At 68.8% G+C, this 16,267-nt stretch carries 16 protein-coding genes; 11 read left to right on the forward strand and 5 right to left on the reverse strand.

What is annotated here, in order from left to right; translation table 11 throughout:
- Positions 1–4 precede the first annotated feature (4 nt).
- Together mscL and AB0M45_RS18640 are read right to left on the reverse strand one after the other, a co-directional pair.
- Positions 5–490, reverse strand: coding sequence for a large conductance mechanosensitive channel protein MscL (mscL, locus tag AB0M45_RS18635; RefSeq protein ID WP_364330156.1), 486 nt, complete (start codon positions 488–490; stop codon positions 5–7).
- Positions 491–547: 57 nt separating this feature from the next.
- Complete coding sequence (locus AB0M45_RS18640) at positions 548–1,282, reverse strand: SDR family NAD(P)-dependent oxidoreductase (RefSeq protein WP_364330159.1); 735 nt, start codon at positions 1,280–1,282, stop codon at positions 548–550.
- A gap of 71 nt (positions 1,283–1,353) precedes the next feature.
- Here AB0M45_RS18640 and AB0M45_RS18645 point away from each other — a divergent pair, with 71 nt between their 5' ends.
- The 6 genes from AB0M45_RS18645 to AB0M45_RS18670 all read left to right on the forward strand — a co-directional run bounded on the left by AB0M45_RS18645 (position 1,354) and on the right by AB0M45_RS18670 (position 8,438).
- Positions 1,354–2,175, forward strand: coding sequence for an alpha/beta hydrolase (locus AB0M45_RS18645; protein ID WP_364330162.1), 822 nt, complete (start codon positions 1,354–1,356; stop codon positions 2,173–2,175).
- Positions 2,176–2,250: 75 nt separating this feature from the next.
- Entirely contained in the window at positions 2,251–3,696 is a 1,446-nt protein-coding gene (gene mshA, locus AB0M45_RS18650; protein WP_364330165.1) for a D-inositol-3-phosphate glycosyltransferase, read from the forward strand.
- A complete protein-coding gene (locus AB0M45_RS18655; protein ID WP_364330168.1) occupies positions 3,693–4,196 on the forward strand; it encodes a YbjN domain-containing protein in 504 nt (167 codons plus the stop codon). Before mshA ends, AB0M45_RS18655 begins: the two co-directional genes overlap by 4 nt.
- Before the next feature lie 133 nt (positions 4,197–4,329).
- Positions 4,330–5,220: an ROK family protein gene (locus tag AB0M45_RS18660; RefSeq protein WP_364330171.1), complete on the forward strand. Its 891-nt coding sequence runs from the start codon at positions 4,330–4,332 to the stop codon at positions 5,218–5,220.
- 84 nt (positions 5,221–5,304) lie between these two features.
- The gene (locus AB0M45_RS18665; protein ID WP_364330174.1) at positions 5,305–6,042 is read left to right on the forward strand and encodes a phosphoglyceromutase; all 738 of its coding nucleotides are present in this window, start codon (positions 5,305–5,307) and stop codon (positions 6,040–6,042) included.
- A 341-nt stretch (positions 6,043–6,383) separates the two neighbouring features.
- On the forward strand, positions 6,384–8,438 hold the full coding sequence (locus tag AB0M45_RS18670) for a CocE/NonD family hydrolase (RefSeq protein ID WP_364330177.1): 2,055 nt from the start codon (positions 6,384–6,386) through the stop codon (positions 8,436–8,438).
- Between the two features lie 110 nt (positions 8,439–8,548).
- On the opposite strand, the gene AB0M45_RS18675 is transcribed toward AB0M45_RS18670, so the two are convergent.
- Positions 8,549–9,208 carry an NAD(P)-binding domain-containing protein gene (locus AB0M45_RS18675; RefSeq protein ID WP_364330180.1) on the reverse strand — a complete coding sequence of 220 codons (660 nt, stop codon included), beginning with the start codon at positions 9,206–9,208 and terminating at the stop codon, positions 8,549–8,551.
- Positions 9,209–9,300: 92 nt separating this feature from the next.
- Here AB0M45_RS18675 and AB0M45_RS18680 point away from each other — a divergent pair, with 92 nt between their 5' ends.
- From AB0M45_RS18680 to AB0M45_RS18690, 3 genes are all read left to right on the forward strand, one after another.
- A complete protein-coding gene (locus AB0M45_RS18680; protein ID WP_364330183.1) occupies positions 9,301–9,708 on the forward strand; it encodes a helix-turn-helix domain-containing protein in 408 nt (135 codons plus the stop codon).
- A gap of 255 nt (positions 9,709–9,963) precedes the next feature.
- Positions 9,964–11,199: an ATP-binding protein gene (locus AB0M45_RS18685; RefSeq protein ID WP_364330186.1), complete on the forward strand. Its 1,236-nt coding sequence runs from the start codon at positions 9,964–9,966 to the stop codon at positions 11,197–11,199.
- Positions 11,196–11,885: a response regulator transcription factor gene (locus tag AB0M45_RS18690; protein WP_040783943.1), complete on the forward strand. Its 690-nt coding sequence runs from the start codon at positions 11,196–11,198 to the stop codon at positions 11,883–11,885. Before AB0M45_RS18685 ends, AB0M45_RS18690 begins: the two co-directional genes overlap by 4 nt.
- A 195-nt stretch (positions 11,886–12,080) precedes the next feature.
- Here AB0M45_RS18690 and AB0M45_RS18695 read toward each other — a convergent pair whose 3' ends face one another.
- Together AB0M45_RS18695 and AB0M45_RS18700 are read right to left on the reverse strand one after the other, a co-directional pair.
- Positions 12,081–12,410, reverse strand: coding sequence for a hypothetical protein (locus AB0M45_RS18695; protein ID WP_364330189.1), 330 nt, complete (start codon positions 12,408–12,410; stop codon positions 12,081–12,083).
- Between the two features lie 99 nt (positions 12,411–12,509).
- Positions 12,510–13,382 (reverse strand): hypothetical protein, encoded by an 873-nt coding sequence (locus AB0M45_RS18700; RefSeq protein ID WP_364330192.1) that lies wholly within the window; start codon positions 13,380–13,382, stop codon positions 12,510–12,512.
- A gap of 65 nt (positions 13,383–13,447) precedes the next feature.
- On the opposite strand from AB0M45_RS18700, the gene AB0M45_RS18705 reads away from it, so the two are divergent.
- Together AB0M45_RS18705 and AB0M45_RS18710 are read left to right on the forward strand one after the other, a co-directional pair.
- The gene (locus AB0M45_RS18705) at positions 13,448–14,482 is read left to right on the forward strand and encodes a Ppx/GppA phosphatase family protein (RefSeq protein WP_364330195.1); all 1,035 of its coding nucleotides are present in this window, start codon (positions 13,448–13,450) and stop codon (positions 14,480–14,482) included.
- Positions 14,479–16,134, forward strand: coding sequence for a hypothetical protein (locus AB0M45_RS18710; protein WP_364330198.1), 1,656 nt, complete (start codon positions 14,479–14,481; stop codon positions 16,132–16,134). The genes AB0M45_RS18705 and AB0M45_RS18710 overlap by 4 nt, the downstream gene beginning before the upstream one ends.
- Positions 16,135–16,267: the final 133 nt, after the last annotated feature.

The following is a 16,267-nucleotide window of genomic DNA, read 5'->3' on the forward strand; positions in this document are numbered from 1 at the left end:
CCGGTCAGCCGCGGTCTTTGGTACTACCGACCGTGTCGGGCTCCTGATCTTCTTCGATGCGGCGGTCGGCAGTGCGTTCGGCGCGGACCGCCTCGTGCCGTTCGGCCAGCAGATCGCGGATCTCGATCAGCAGCTCGATTTCGGTTGGCTCGGCCGCCTTGGTGGTGCCGAAGCGGTTCTTGATCGTCTTCATCGGCAGGATCAGCACGAAATACAGCACGGCCGCGACCATCACGAAATCGATGGCCGCCGTGATGATCGGCCCGGCGGCGATGAAGGTGGCGGGTTTGGAGGGAATCAGCTGCACACCGAGGCCCAGCTCATTGGTGCTGCCGAAGACGGCGAGCAAAGGATTGATGATCCCTTTCGTCACCGAGGTCACCACGGCGGTGAACGCGGTGCCCATGACGACGGCAACCGCGAGGTCGATGACGTTCCCGCGCATCAGGAACTCTTTGAAGCCTTTGAGCATGAGCCGAACCACTCCCATCCGATGTCCTGCGTTCGGTCCCCCGGATGCTAACGGCTCGGGGCGGGACGGGCGGACCTAGCCGCGACGAGCGAATCGGCTCGCGTCGGCCTGGTCGCGCGGCTTCACGATGATCTGGTCCAGGTTCACGTGCGGGGGCCGCGACGCCACGAAGCCGATGATCTCCGCGATGTCCTGGGCGACCAGCGGGTCGATGCCTTCGTACACCTTCGCGGCGCGGTCGGCGTCGCCGCCGAAGCGCACCAGCGAGAACTCGGTTTCCACCGCACCAGGGGCGATCTCGGTCAGTCGCACCGGCTGTCCGAGCAGCTCGCCGCGCAAGGTGCGGTGCAGCACGGCCTGCGCGTGCTTGGCCGAGGTGTACCCGGAGCCGTTGTCGTAGGCGGTGAACGCGGCCACCGACGTGACGGTGACGATCAATCCGTCACCGGAGTCGATCAGCTTGGGCAGCAGTGCCTTCGTGACGCGCAGCGTGCCGAGCACGTTGGTCTCCCACATCCAGCGCCAGTCATCCAGGTCGGCCTCGGCGACCGGAGCCAGGCCCTTCGCGCCGCCCGCGTTGTTGACCAGCACGTCGACGCGCTCGACCGCGTCGGTGAACGAGCGCACCGACTCCTCCGAGGCGACGTCGAGTTCCACTGCCGTGCCGCCGATCTCGTCGGCGAGGCGGCGCAGCCGGTCGAGCCTGCGAGCGCCGACGTAGACGTGGTAGCCCTGCTCGGCCAGCTTCCTGGCGGTGGCTTCCCCGATTCCCGAGCTGGCTCCGGTGACGACGGCGGTGCGAGTACTCATGCCCGTGATCCTAAATGCGCGATGTTTGCCAGGACCGCGCTGTCGCCGGGATCACGGTTAGCCTGAATTCCATGCCTATTCGGGATGTGGTGAGCACGGACGGAACGTCCATCGTCTACCGGGTGAGCGGGCCGGACGGCGCCCGCCCGCTGGTGCTGCTGCACGGCTGGGCGGCGAATCTGCGCTGCTGGGGCGCGGCCGCGGACGACCTCACCGCGCACTTCCGGGTGGTCGCCGTCGACCTGCGCGGCCACGGCTATTCCGACGCGCCCGCCGCGGGCTACGACGATCCGAAGAACTGGGCCGCCGACGTCGGGGCGGTGCTGGCCGCTGAGGGCATCGCGTCGGGCGCGGTGTTGCTCGGCTGGTCCTACGGCGGGATCGTGCTGTCGGATTACCTGACCGCCTACGGCACGGACGCCGTCGCAGGCGTGATCTACAGCGGCTCGATGGCGAATATCGGCCCGGGTGTGCCGGGCGCGGTGACCGGGGATCTCATGCGGGAGGCGATTCCGGGCGTCTTCGAGGACAGCGCGGGCCGTGCGGTGCGGGCCTTCGGCGCCTTCGGCAATGCCAACACCGGGCCGGGAGCAGACACAGGGCCGGATGCTCAGCGCCTGTTCGGGGCCAGTGTCGCCACGGCACCCGCGGTGCGCAAAGCGCTTTTCTACCGCACCGTCGACAACACTGAAACGCTACGTGCGCTGGATATTCCGGTGCTCGTCATGCACGGGACCGCCGATCGGATCGTCCCGATCGAGAACGGCCGCTACATCGTCGACACCGTCCCGAACGGGCGCGCGTCGTACTGGGACGGCGCCCAGCACGGCCTGTTCATCGAGGATCGCTCCCGGTTCGTCGCCGAGGTGAGCGCGTTCGCCGCTGACCTGTGATCCCGGGCATCTGCTGTGTGATAGCTCTCACTTGGTGCGGTCAGGGCGTCTGAGACCGGCGCGGCGCCGTGCACTATGGAGAGTGTGAGTCAGCGCCTGGACCTACGGCCGAACCGTATCGCCGTGCTATCGGTGCACACCTCACCACTCGCCCAGCCAGGGACCGGCGACGCGGGCGGTATGAACGTCTATGTCCTCCAAACAGCCGTTGAACTGGCCCGACGCGGCACCGAGGTGGAGATCTTCACCCGCGCCACCGCCTCGAACGTCCCGCCCGTCCAAGAGGCCGCGCCCGGCGTGCTGGTGCGCAACGTGGTGGCCGGACCGTTCGAAGGGCTGGACAAGCACGATCTGCCCACACAGCTGTGCCCGTTCACGGCGGAGGTGCTGCGCCAGGAGGCCAGGCATTTGCCCGGCTACTACGACCTGGTGCACTCGCACTACTGGTTGTCCGGTCAGGTCGGCTGGCTGGCCCGGGACCGCTGGCGGGTGCCGCTGGTGCACACCGCGCACACGCTCGCGGCGGTGAAGAACGCCGCACTGGCCGAAGGCGACTGCCCCGAACCGGTGACCCGCGAGATCGGCGAGAAGCAGGTGATCGCGGAGTCCGATCGGCTGGTCGCCAACACCGCCGAGGAGGCCCGCCAGCTGGTCGAGCTCTACGGCGCCGACGCCGAGCGGATCGATGTCGTGCCTCCCGGCGCGGATCTGACCTGCTACCGCCCCGGCGACCGGACCGAAGCGCGCGCGGCGCTCGGACTGGCCGCCGACGAGCAGATCGTCGCGTTCGTCGGTCGCATCCAGCCGCTGAAGGCGCCCGACGTGCTGGTGCGTGCCGCGGCTGAGGTGCTGCGCGGCGATCCGCGGCGCGCGCTGCGCGTCCTCATCGTCGGCGGACCGTCCGGCAGCGGCCTCGAGCGACCCGACGCGCTGATCGAGCTGGCGGCCGAACTGGGTATCGCCGAGCGGGTCAGCTTCCTGCCGCCGCAGCCGCCGGATCGGCTGGTGCTGGTATACCGCGCTGCCGACTTGGTCGCGGTGCCCAGCTACAACGAGTCCTTCGGCTTGGTTGCGATCGAGGCGCAGGCCAGCGGCACCCCGGTGCTCGCAGCCGACGTCGGCGGCCTCGGGACGGCCGTGCGGCACGACATCTCCGGCCTGCTCGTCCCGGGGCACCGCACCTCGGACTGGGCGAACGCGCTGCGCCATCTGCTCGACGACCCGGATCGGCTGCACCGGATGAGCGAGCGAGCCGTCGCGCACGCCGCAAACTTCTCCTGGGCGCACACCGCCGACGGATTGCTCGCCAGCTACTCCGCCGCGCTGGCCGGTTTCCGCGACGATCGCGCGGTGCTCGGCGGTCGTGGCCTCGCGCACAGCGTGTTGCGCGACGACGCCTACGACCGCGTCTCCGGCGAGCGCACTAACCTGGCCGGCGAACGGACGGCCGCTCTCCTCGGGGAGAGCAGCCAGGCCAGGTCGCGGGCGCTGTGGCGGCGCCGGATGGGAGTACGCCGGTGAACGAGGTACAGGCGACCGCGCGGCTCATCGATGAGACGCTGCGCGAAAGGGAGATCGAGTACACCCGCCCCGTCGACGAGACCTTCGTCGTCGTCTTGCCCGGCGAGCGCAAGCTCGAGACCACGGTGATGCTCACGGTGGGCAAGCACGGGGTCCGCATCGAATCGTTCGTCTGCCGCAAGCCGGACGAGAACTTCGAGGGCGTCTACAAATTCCTGCTGCGCCGCAACCGCAGGCTCTACGCCGTCGCCTACACGCTGGACCGGATCGGCGACATCTACCTGGTCGGCCGGATGGCCGCGCACGCGGTCACCCCCGACGAGCTGGATCGGGTTTTCGGCCAGATCCTCGAGGCCGTGGACGCCGATTTCAACGTGCTGCTGGAACTCGGTTTCGCCGAATCCATTCGGCGGGAATGGAAGTGGCGCGTCTCCCGGGGTGAGTCGTTGCAGAATCTGCGTGCCTTCGAGCATCTGGTGGACTCCGCCGACAAGCCCTGAGTGAGCGTAGCGAGCGAACAATCAACACAGCCACGTGCGTGGTCATGAGCACGTCGGTCGCCGGAACCGGCGCGCCGGCCCGTGCCCTGGGTGACAATCTCTGGTGGCTCGGATCGGCGAAAGGGACACGGCGTTGGCGGTTCTCGCTCTGGATATCGGCGCGACGAAGTTCGCGGCAGGGGTAGTGCACCCCGGCTATGAGGTGCGCGACGTGCGGCGGGTGGACGTGCCGCGGACGGGCGTCTGGGAGGCCTGTCGCGGACTGCTGCTCGAGGTGGCGGGCGCGGAGCCGGTCGTCGGCGTGGGGATCGGTTCCGCCGGTCCGGTAGACGTGCGAACCGGTGTGACCGGGCCGTTGAACATCCCCGAGTGGAAAGCGGGGTTTCGGATCGTCGCCGCCGTGCAGGAGTTGTTCCCCTCGGCCGCGATTCGATTCGCCATGGACGGCGCCTGCCTGGCGTTGGCCGAGCACCGCGTCGGCGCGCTGCGCGGAGTGCCCGATGCTCTGGCGATGACCGTGTCGTCGGGGATCGGCGGCGGGCTGATCGCGGGCGGCAAGGTGCTGCTCGGGCGCACCGGCAACGCCGGGCATGTCGGGCATATCGTGGTGCCGGGCTGGGACACGCCGTGCGGCTGCGGCGGGGTCGGGTGCGTCGAGGCGGTCGCCAGCGGCATGTCGTCGGTGTGCTGGGCGCGCGAGCAGGGGTGGCCGGGCGACACCGGGGCGCGGTTGGCCGAGGACGCGCACGCGGGCGACGGGATCGCCATCGCCGCGCTGCACCGGGCGGGCATCGCGCTCGGCACGGCCATCGCCTCCGCCGCCGCCCTGCTCGACATCGACCGGGTGGTGATCGGCGGCGGCTTCGCGCAATCCGGTGCGCCGCTGTGGGATCCACTGCGCGCCGCGGTGGAGAAGCACGCCCGGCTGAACTTCCTGCGGAAATTGCGCGTGGAGCCGTCCCGCATCACCCACGGCGCCACGCTGGTGGGTGCGGGCGTGCTCGCCACGGACCAAGCGGTCTGATTTCGCGCTTGTCCCGCTCGGCTCGTCGGGCCGGTGGCGGGGAACCGATGCGCCCTGGCCGGGCGCGCATGGGAGGATGACGGCATGACGTACACCCTCGTGCTGCTGCGCCACGGCGAAAGCGAATGGAACGCCCTGAACCTGTTCACCGGCTGGGTGGACGTGCACCTGACCGACAAGGGCATCGCCGAGGGCAAGCGGGCCGGGGAGCTGATGGCCGAGCACGGCATCCTGCCCGACGTCGTCTACACCTCGCTGCTGCGCCGCGCGATCTCCACCGCGAACATCGCGCTGGACGCAGCCGACCGGCACTGGGTTCCGGTGGTCCGCGACTGGCGGCTCAACGAGCGTCACTACGGCGAACTGCAGGGCAAGAACAAGGCGCAGGTCCGGGAGAAGTACGGCGACGAGCAGTTCATGCTGTGGCGCCGCAGCTACGACACCCCGCCGCCGCCGATCGACCCGGCCAACGAGTACAGCCAGGAGGGCGACCCGCGCTACGCGGGCATCGATGTCCCGAAGACCGAGTGCCTGCTCGACGTGGTGAACCGGATGGTCCCGTACTGGGAGTCGACCATCTCCAAGGACCTGCTCTCCGGCAAGACCGTGCTGGTCGCCGCGCACGGCAACTCGCTGCGCGCGCTGGTCAAGCACCTCGACCGGATCTCCGACGAGGACATCGCGGGCCTGAACATCCCCACCGGCATCCCGCTGCGCTACGAGCTCGACGAGAACTTGCGCCCGGTGCGCCCGCACGAGTACCTGGACCCGGAAGCCGCGGCCGCCGGCGCCGCCGCCGTCGCGGGCCAGGGCGGTAAGTAACCTCCGAACGCGAATCCAACGCGCTGCCACCCATTCGGGTGGCAGCGCGTTGTCTTTTCGGCTCGTTCGCCGAGCGCTCCGAAGTGTGTGTTATGCGACACGCCGGATGGGTGAACGCCAGTCCGGGGCGGCGCCGTCTACGGTTCCTGCGCTGAGGCACAATTCCGGCGACGGGTGCGGGCCGCAATCGGTGTAGCCAGCGCAAAGGCGGAATCTCCGGCATCGTGTCGGGTTATGTGAACTGTTATTCCGAACAAAGTTGGTGTTACCCGCTGTTCTTACCGACAAGTAGGTCGGTACACTCTCGTCCGTTCGACCAGCCGAGAGGTGGATCACGTCCAATGAAGCACGCGTTGCGGGCCACAGTGGCGGCACTTGCCGTCGCCGTGCTCGCCCCCTTCCTCACCAGTGGCGCCGCCGCCGTGCCGCCGACCGGACCCGACGGCGGCCTGGCCGGAGCCGCTTGGGTGGCGACCCAGGACGCCTCTCAGCAGTATCCGAATATCCACATCCAGTGGGACGTCCCCATCACGATGAGTGACGGCACCGTCCTGAAGGGCAATGTCTACCGGCCCGCGGACGCCTCGGGACGCCCGATCGACACCCCGACGCCGACGGTGGTCAACCTGACGCCCTACACCAAGCTGGTGTCGAACCTGGCCGATCACGCGCAGTCCATTCCCGGCCTGTCCGACGCGCTGATCCAGCTGTTCCGGCAGATCGATATGAGCGGCACCCCGCTGTCCGGCGTCACCGACCTGACCAAGGCGTTCGGCGGCGGCGAACTGCGCAACTTCACCGTCGACCGCCAGCTGATCAAGAGCGGCTACTCCCAGTTGGTCGTCGACGTGCGCGGGACCGGCTTCTCCCAGGGCGTCTGGGACATGCTGCGCGGGCGCGAGCAGCAGGACACCGTCGAGGTGATCGACTGGGCGGCGCGGCAGCCGTGGTCAAACGGGCGGATCGGCATGAACGGCATCTCCTACTCCGGGATCAACCAGGTGCAGGCCGCCGAGAAGCGCCCGGCCGCCCTGCAGGCGATCTTCCCGGTCGTGCCGGGCAGCGACCTGGTCAACGACGTGCTCGCGCCGGGCGGCGGTTTCGGCTTCAACTTCATCCCACTGTGGCTCACCGCGATCAACGGACTCAAGCTGATTCCCGACCTCGCGTCCGTGCTCACCGGGCAGCTCGACACCACCTGGCTGGCCGACCGCGCCCGAGACCCGTTGACCTTCATGGACGTCCTGCTCAACGTCTACACCACCGCGCGGATGGAGGATCTCGACCCGCGCGCCAAGGAATTGCTCACCGACGGCTCCCAGCCGCGCCGGGATTGGCTGGGTGACCCGAGCCGGATCCAGACGCCGACCTTCGTTACCGGCGGCTGGCACGACCTGTTCACCTATTCGCAATCCAAGATCTACAACGAGATTCCGCTGCCGCCCGGGCAGAAACAGCTGCTGATGGGCAACACATACCACATCAACTCGGGCAATGAGTACGGCAAGCCGGGCTTGCCGCCGCGGCTGGACGTGCTGCAACGCGCGTGGTTCGACCGGTGGCTCAAAGACATCGACAACGGCATCGAGCAGTACGGTCCGGTCACGTTGCGCCAGCAGGGCGGCGGCTGGATCACCACCGACTCGTTCGCCGCGCCGGCCGACGAAACGGTTTCCGGGCAGGCGGTGCACCGCAGGATGTACTTGTCCGCCGCGCCCAGCGGCACGGCGAACAGCCTCTACGACGGCTCGCTCACCCCGGAGGCGACCGGGGAGACCGCGCGGGTGACCGTCGCGCCCGGCTTGACCAGCATGTGCTCCAACGACGCCGCGCAGGGCAGCGCGGGCGCGCTTTCGGTGATCGACGGCTGCGCGAAGGACTCCAGGATCCAGGAGTTGAACGGGCTGACCTTCACCAGCGCCCCGGTCGCCGAGCCGATCGCGGTCTCCGGCCGGATCGCGGTGCGGCTGAATACTGTTCAGGACGCCGCCGACGGCTACTGGGTGGTCACGGTGAACGACGTGGCGCCGGACGGCCGGTCGAGCGTGCTGTCATCGGGGCAGCTCATGGCCTCGCTGCGCGCGATCGACGACGCGAACAGCACCAAGTCGGCCAGCGGCGACTACACCGACCCGCGACCGTTCACCTCCCTGGACCAGCGGCAGCTGACGATCCCCGGCGAGGCGACCACGCTGGACATCGCGCTGCCCGCCACCGAGTCGATCCTCCAGCCGGGCCACCGCCTGCGGGTCGACGTATATGCGGGCAACTCCCCCAAGGGCCTACCGATCCTGCCGATGCTCATCGACACCGGTCTACGGCCACAGCATGTGCAACTGGATCCCGATCGGCCGAGCTTCGTCAACATCCCGCTCCGCGGAAATCCGGGCTGGTAGATCCGGTCGCTGTGCGAGCGTGCACCCGTCGCGCCTCTCCACTCCGGGAGTATGGGCGAGGGGGTGCACGCTCCGATCGGTCCGCCGAGCACGCTGTGGCAGCGGATCTGTCAGTCGGCGACGGCGAACGCCGCCTCCAGCGGCGGGAACATCGCGCGGGCATCGTGTCCGGCGAACCAGAGGCCAACGGTCAACACCGACATCGCCTCCAGATACCTGGCGCGGTGCAACCCACCGGCCGGGATCGCGCGCAGATCAAGATCTTCCGCAAGCGTCGCGACCAGCCCCATCGCGGTCTCGTCGTCGCCGCAGATCGGCACGGACAGGCGGCGCCCGTCGAACGTCCGCTCCTGCGACTGCCACACTTCCGCGGCGCACAGGTTGAAGGCCTTCACCACGTGTGCTCCGGGCGCCTGCGCCGCGATCCGTGCGCCCACAGCGTCTTCCGCGAGCACGAAGGCGGTCGATCCCTCCGGTGCCGCCGCGTCCGGGGCGAAGGCGTTGGTGCAGTCGACCACCGTCCGGCCGACCAGCAATTCCCGGGTTGCGTGCAGCACTTCCGTCAAAGCGGAGACCGGTACCGCCAGCACCACGACATCGCCGAAACCGGCGGCCTCGCTGATAGTTCCGGCCTGGGCGCCGAGCACCGCGGCAAGCTCCGCCGCGGCGTCGGCGGACCGGGCGCCGATGAGCACTTGGTGACCGGCCTTGGTCCAACCGCCGCCAAGTGCCCTTGCCATCGCACCCGCGCCGATGATTCCGATTCGCATCTGGAACTCCTCACTCGAAAAGCGTTCGGCACCGACGCTACGAATTCCGATAGGCACCTCAGGGTGCGCGACGTCGGTGGCAAGCTGGAGCGGTGAGCGCAGCCCCGACCGAACCGATCGCCGCCGAGCGGGTGGAATTCGCGCCCTACGGCGACTTCGAATCCGACTGCCCGGCCCGGATGGGTGTGGACATCTTCGGCAACTCCTGGTTGCCGGTGATCGTGTACATGCTGCGCGAGGGTCCGATGCGCCCCGGCGACCTGCGCGCGGCCATCGGCGGGATCAGCCAGAAGATGCTGACCCAGACCCTGCGCCGCATGGAACAGATGACGCTGGTGCGCCGCCACCGCTACGCCGAGGCCCCGCCGCGGGTGGAATACGAGCTGACCGCGGCGGGGGAAGACCTGTTGATCCCGATCTACGCTCTCGGCGACTGGGTGGACAAACACGGCAGGGCGGTGAACGAGGCCATGGCCGAGGCGGACCATGAAGCAGACTGACTACGACGTGACGACTGATTTCGCGAGTACATGGGTAACTCGTCGGGTACGCCCAGAACTCGGGTGGCACCTAAGGCAGGCCCTGAACGCAAATCTCGCGCTTCCCGACCAGTACGGCCTGATACGCGGAGCGGCGGGGAGGCACACCTAACATCGCGTAAACGCGCGGCTAACGGGGTTGTAAGGTGCTATGACCTGCGCGAAACATCGTGTACCCGGAGTTGGCCGAACGGTCGGCGACCGTACGATTCAAGTGTGAGTGTTCCCCAGGCCGTGCTCTTGGCAGTCCTCGCGGCTGTCGTCGGCCTGGCAGTCGGCGGGCTTCTGATCCCGTATGTCAATGCCAGGCAGGCCGCCCGCAGGCAGGCCGAGTCCGGCCTCACCACGTCGCAGGTTCTCGACCTGATCGTGCTCGCCTCCGAAAGCGGCATCGCGGTAGTCGACGAATACCGCGACGTAGTGCTGGTCAATCCGCGTGCGGAGGAACTCGGCCTGGTCCGCAACCGTCTGCTCGACGAGCGTGCCTGGGCCGCGGTGGAGAAAGTGCTCGCCACCGGGGAGTCCGCCGAGTTCGACTTGACCGCCAAGAACCCCGTTCCCGGCCGCGGGCGCATCGCCGTGCGCGGCGTCGCCAGGCAACTATCGCGCGAAGAGACCACGTTCACCGTGCTGTTCGCCGACGACGATTCCGAGCAGGCGCGCATGGAGGCCACCCGGCGCGACTTCGTCGCCAACGTCAGCCATGAGCTCAAGACCCCGGTCGGCGCGATGAGCCTGCTGGCCGAGGCCCTGCTGGAATCGGCGGAGGACCCCGAGGCCGTGCGCCACTTCGGTCAGCGTGTGCTCGGCGAATCGCGCCGGCTCGGCAAGATGGTGACCGAACTCATCGCGCTCTCGCGCCTCCAAGGCGCGGAGAAACTGCCCGAACTGGAAGTGGTGGACGTGGACACCGTGGTGATGCAGGCGGTCGACCGCTCGCGCACCGCCGCCGAGGCCGCCGGCATCACGGTCAGCACCGACCGGCCGAGCGGTCTCGAGGTGCTCGGCGATGAAACCCTGCTGGTCACCGCCCTGTCCAATCTGGTGGAGAACGCCATCGCGTACTCGCCGCCCGGCTCGCACGTGTCGGTGAGCCGCTCGCTGCGCGGCGATCACGTCGCGATGGCGGTCACCGACCGCGGCATCGGCATCGCCAAGGAAGACCAAGAGCGGGTGTTCGAACGATTCTTCCGGTCCGACAAGGCGCGTTCCCGCGCCACCGGCGGAACCGGGCTCGGCCTGGCTATCGTCAAACACGTGGCCGCCAACCACAACGGGGAAATCACCCTGTGGAGCAAGTTGGGCACCGGATCGACGTTCACCTTGCGCATACCCGCCCACCACGAAGCAGGCGCCGACGATGATCACGACGGCCCTGTGGTGAGCACGATAGAAACAAGCCCGCGTCCCTCGGGTCCGGGCCGACCGAATGGTGTGGAGGCACGCAGATGACGAGTGTTCTAATCGTCGAGGATGAGGAGTCGCTGGCCGATCCGCTCGCGTTCCTGCTGCGCAAGGAGGGTTTCGAGGTCACCGTGGTCGGTGACGGGCCGTCCGCGCTCGCCGAATTCGACCGGTCCGGGGCGGACATCGTCCTGCTCGATCTCATGCTGCCGGGCATGAGCGGCACGGACGTGTGCAAGCAGCTGCGCACCCGCAGCGGCGTCCCGGTGATCATGGTCACCGCGCGCGACAGCGAAATCGATAAGGTGGTCGGCCTGGAACTCGGCGCCGACGACTACGTCACCAAGCCGTATTCCGCGCGTGAACTCATCGCGCGCATCCGCGCGGTGCTGCGCCGCGGCGCGGGCGACGAGCTGGACGGTTCCAGTGAGAGCGGCGTGCTGGAGGCCGGTCCGGTCCGGATGGATGTCGACCGGCACACCGTCATGGTGAACGGCAAGCCGGTCACGTTGCCGCTGAAGGAATTCGACCTGCTCGAATACCTGCTGCGCAATTCCGGCCGGGTGCTCACCCGCGGTCAGCTGATCGACCGCGTATGGGGAGCGGACTATGTCGGCGACACCAAGACCCTGGACGTGCACGTCAAGCGGTTGCGCTCGAAGATCGAGGCCGACCCGGCCAAGCCGGAGCACCTGGTCACGGTCCGCGGCCTGGGCTACAAACTCGAAGCGTAGAACGCAAAGCCGAGGTCAGTCCCAGCCTTGTACCCATCGGCGATATCCCATGTGCTCACGAAACAGTACAACTGATTTCGTAAGCACATGGGTAACTCGCCGGGTACGACCAGAACCCGAGTGGCACCCAACGCGGGACCTGAACGCAAATCCTGTCTCACCCGACTAGTACGGCCTGAAGTCGCGGAGAGGCGGCTACGGCAAGTAGATCCAGGTGGTGCCGAGCGGGGTCTCGGTCTTGCGCAGGGTGATCCAGCCGAGATCGTCTTCCTGCATGCAGTCGTAGAGGTCGGCGGTGTTGGTGCCGCGGCAGGCGATGGTGCGCGAGGCGCCGTACGGGCTCGCGATCACGAGCTTGCCCGCCGCCTTGGCGTTGGCCGCGGCCGGATCCGTGGCCGCCACGAACTCCGAGGTGAAGTCGTAGAACTTGTGCGGGTCGCCGTTCGGCTCCGCGTGAGCTACTCCGGTCAGCGAGAGGGCGGCGCCCAGCGCGATGGTCGCCATGGTGAGAACTTTCTTCGACATAGCGGCACATCAAACCCCATTCGGGTGAAGCTCGCATGGCGAGGGAGTGAACCCGTTCCGCGTACTGGCGCACCGAGCAGGCGCTCGGTCGGCAAACGTTCAGGCGGACGGACGGGTGCAATCGCGCATTCGCTCGGCGTGCACGGTGGCCGGGTGCACGGCGATCAGGCCGAGACCTTCCCGGCGCTTGCAGTGTCTGGCCAGCTCCTCGTAGGCGGGCGCGCCGATCAGCTCGGTCAGCTCCGGCGCGTAGCTCTGCCAGACCGGCCTACTACCGACGTGGGCGTCGGGGGAGCCGGAGCAGTACCAGTCCAAGTCGGCTCCGCCCGGACCCCAGCCGCGGCGGTCGTACTCGGTGATCACGGTGCGCAGGATCTGCACGCCGTCCGGGCGGTCCACCCAGTCCTGGGTGCGCCGGATGGGCAGCTGCCAGCACACGTCCGGCTTCACCTCCAGCGGTTCGATGCCGCGGCGCAGCGCCATGGTGTGCAGTGCGCAGCCGACGCCGCCCGCGAAGCCGGGACGGTTCAGGAAGATGCACGCGCCGTCGACCCGGCGGGTGCGCAGCGCGGGTTCGTCATCCAGTTCGTCGAGCTCCAGATAGCCGTTCTTGGTGACCTTGCCTTCGGCGTTGGTGGCCTCCTCGCGCAGCTGCCAATCCTGCGGTGTGAGCATTTTCACAGCACGCTGCAGTCGCTTGCGGTCGTCCTCATCGGAGAGGAAGGCACCGTGTGAGCAGCAACCGTCATCCGGCCGGTCGGCCAGAATGCCCTGACAGGCGGGTGTGCCGAACACGCACGTCCACTTCGACAGCAGCCACGTCAAATCGGCGACGATCAGATGCTCGTCGTTTGCCGGGTCGACGAACTCGATCCATTCCCGGGGAAAGTCGAGATCGACTTCGGGAGCCGGGTCGATCTTCCCCGCTGGTCGGGACCGGGTCGGGCTGCTCGCGGATGCGCCTACCGTCACGAATTAGGACGCTAACAGTTCGATCGCCTGGGCTGAAGTGCCGCGGCACCCAGTACCGTGTTCATGTGCGGCTTGGGGTACTCGACGTCGGAAGCAATACCGTTCACCTGCTGGTGGTGGACGCGCATCGTGGCGGTCACCCCCTGCCCATGAGCTCGACGAAAGCAACGTTGCGGCTGTCGGAGAACATCGACGCCGGGGGCCGCATCACCGAGGCGGGCGCGCGGCGGCTGATCGACACCGTCGCCGAATTCGCCAGCATCGCCGAGACGTCCCGGTGCGTGGAGCTGATGCCGTTCGCCACCTCGGCGCTGCGCGAGGCGACCAACTCCGACGAGGTTCTCGCCGAGGTGCGCGCGTCGACCGGCGTAGACCTGCAGGTGCTCTCCGGCGTCGACGAGGCGCGGCTGACTTTTCTTGCGGTGCGCCGGTGGTACGGCTGGAGCGCCGGACGCATTCTGAATCTGGACATCGGTGGCGGATCGCTGGAGATGACCAACGGCGGCGACGAGGAACCGGACGTCGCGTTGTCGCTGCAACTGGGTGCGGGCCGCTTGACGAGGGAATGGCTGCGCGAGGATCCGCCGGGCAAGCGCCGGGTGGCCGTGCTGCGCGACTGGCTCGACGCCGAGCTGGTGGTTCCGGCGAAAAAGCTGCTCGAGCCGGGGAAACCCGACCTCGCCGTCGGCACGTCGAAGACGTTTCGATCACTGGCCAGACTGACCGGGGCGGCTCCTTCCGCCGCTGGCCCACGGGCGCGCCGTACACTGACCAGCTCAGGTCTGCGCCAACTGATTGCGTTCATCTCGCGGATGACGGCGTCGGACCGTGCAGAATTGGAAGGCGTAAGTTCCGATCGGTCACAGCAATTGGTGGCTGGCGCACTGGTCGCGGAGGCGAGTATGCGGGCACTGTCGCTGGATACGTTGGAGATTTGTCCGTGGGCGCTGCGCGAAGGACTCATCCTGCGCAAACTGGATACCGATATGAATGGTGGACCCGAAGCAATCTACTCGGCGGGCCCGGCGGCCGCGGACGGTAAGCCGGCGCCCGGCGGTGGCGCGCCGCTGTCGGGCCCGATCGGGACGGTGTCGTCATGAGTGAGGATTCCAAACAGCTGTCGGTCGCGGAGCTGCTGGCACGCAACGGCCAGCAGGGAGGCGCCTCGTCCGGCGGGGGCAGGCGCCGCCGTAGCGGCCGTGGCATCTCCGTCGCCGAGCTGACCGGTGACCTGCCGGTCATCCGGGAGGGGGGCGGCCATTCCGCGCACGCCGCGCCCGATGCCGTCGCGGAGGAGCCCGCGTACGCGCCGCCCTCGTTCGACCCGCCCGCGCCCGAGCCGGTCTCCTACGCCCCGGAACCCGAGCCCGATCCGTCGGCGTATTCGCCCATCTCGGGCCCCATTTCGATGTACGACCCGCTGGCCGGCTATGCCCAGCCGGATCCGCCGCGGGCCGGGGAGCCGTCCCAGGCGGACTATCCGAGCCCCGGTTGGTCGAGCAGGGTGATGCCTGGCCGCGAGATGCCCTCCGCCACGCGGCACAGCGCGCCATTCGATCCACTCTCGTCGGATACTCCGGTGTCCGAACTGTTTTCGGCCGCGCCCGGTCCGTACACGCCGGACCCGCTGTCCAGCGGTGCCGTGCCGGAGGCGCCGCCGCGCTCCGGGCGCAGGCGCAGACGGGAGGAGCCGGAGGAGGAAGCCACCGGGGTACGCGGGTGGCACGACATGCGGCCCGAGCCGTCCAGCCGGGACGTGCTGCCCGACCATGGGGCCGCCGAACCCGGCCGCAGCCGCCACGCGGACTTCGACGAGCCCGGCTTCGGCCGGTCGCACGGGTTTCCCGAACACAACGGTGTCCAGGGCGGCCGCGCGGCCAGGCGCAGAGCGGCGGAGGCGGCCGAGGAACTCGGACCCGCCACCGCGGCCTGGTCCCCGGCCACGGGCGGCTTCGCACCCGAGTCGGAGCCGCTGCCACTGCCCGACACGCGACCCAAGCCAGGGCGGCCGCTTCCCCCCGACCCGCGGCCGGAGGCGCCCCGAAGAGGGTCCCGGAGCAACGCCGTGGGCGAGAACGGCATCCCGGCCTGGTCCGCCCGCCGCCACAAGTCCCAGGATCCGGCCCGCGACGCGGCGCCGGAGTCCGGCGGCATCCCGACCGCCGCCTGGTCACTGGCCAGCCAGGATCAGCAACTGGTATCCGGGCAGACGGTCGCGGGTGACCTGCTGCGTGACGGCATGGACCGGGCGGAGCGCGCCGGAACGGACCGGGACAGGCGCGGCGCGCGCGGTGCCGGCCGCTCCGCGGTCGACGTCGGGGAGCTGGACGGCGTCACCGATGTCTACGAGCCGATCGACCTGGACAGCGAGGACGACGAGGCCGAAGCCGCCGAGCGGCCTCGGACGGCGCTCCGCGGACGGACGGCACTCCGCGAACGCTCCACGTCACCGCGGCGGTCGCGGGCGGCCGACAAGGCGGAGTACGACGACAACCGGCGCCAGTGGATGATCCTGGGCGGCCAGAGCACCGGCGCGGCGGTCGCGGGAATGTTGCTGTTCAAGGGCTTCGAGCGCATGTGGGAGATGCTGCCCTGGGTGGCGCTGGCCTTGGCGATGATCGTGATTCTCGGCTTGGTGGCTCTCGTGCGGATTCTGCGCAGGACCGACGACATCCTCAGCACTGTGATCGCCGTCGTCGTGGGCATCTTCGTCACGTTGGGGCCACTAGCCTTTCTCCTCAGCACGAACTGAGTAGGGAGCGGCCGTGGGGAATATCGGGCAGGCGGGCGAGAACGGGACGCGGCAGGCGCCCGAGGCGGACTCGTGGACCGGGGCAGGCTCGTCGGACGAGCCCGGCGCCGCGCCTGGGCCCACGCCGATCCAG

It is taken from the genome of Nocardia sp. NPDC051787 (assembly GCF_040681325.1).
GTDB lineage: Bacteria > Actinomycetota > Actinomycetes > Mycobacteriales > Mycobacteriaceae > Nocardia.

Coding starts and splice junctions, on each gene's coding strand:
- mshA (WP_364330165.1), top strand. CDS start 2,251: ATGGAGAGTGTGAGTCAGCGCCTGGACCTACGGCCGAACCGTATCGCC.
- AB0M45_RS18710 (WP_364330198.1), top strand. CDS start 14,479: ATGAGTGAGGATTCCAAACAGCTGTCGGTCGCGGAGCTGCTGGCACGC.
- AB0M45_RS18665 (WP_364330174.1), top strand. CDS start 5,305: ATGACGTACACCCTCGTGCTGCTGCGCCACGGCGAAAGCGAATGGAAC.
- mscL (WP_364330156.1), bottom strand. CDS start 490: ATGGGAGTGGTTCGGCTCATGCTCAAAGGCTTCAAAGAGTTCCTGATG.
- AB0M45_RS18690 (WP_040783943.1), top strand. CDS start 11,196: ATGACGAGTGTTCTAATCGTCGAGGATGAGGAGTCGCTGGCCGATCCG.
- AB0M45_RS18645 (WP_364330162.1), top strand. CDS start 1,354: ATGCCTATTCGGGATGTGGTGAGCACGGACGGAACGTCCATCGTCTAC.
- AB0M45_RS18670 (WP_364330177.1), top strand. CDS start 6,384: ATGAAGCACGCGTTGCGGGCCACAGTGGCGGCACTTGCCGTCGCCGTG.
- AB0M45_RS18675 (WP_364330180.1), bottom strand. CDS start 9,208: ATGCGAATCGGAATCATCGGCGCGGGTGCGATGGCAAGGGCACTTGGC.
- AB0M45_RS18695 (WP_364330189.1), bottom strand. CDS start 12,410: ATGTCGAAGAAAGTTCTCACCATGGCGACCATCGCGCTGGGCGCCGCC.
- AB0M45_RS18640 (WP_364330159.1), bottom strand. CDS start 1,282: ATGAGTACTCGCACCGCCGTCGTCACCGGAGCCAGCTCGGGAATCGGG.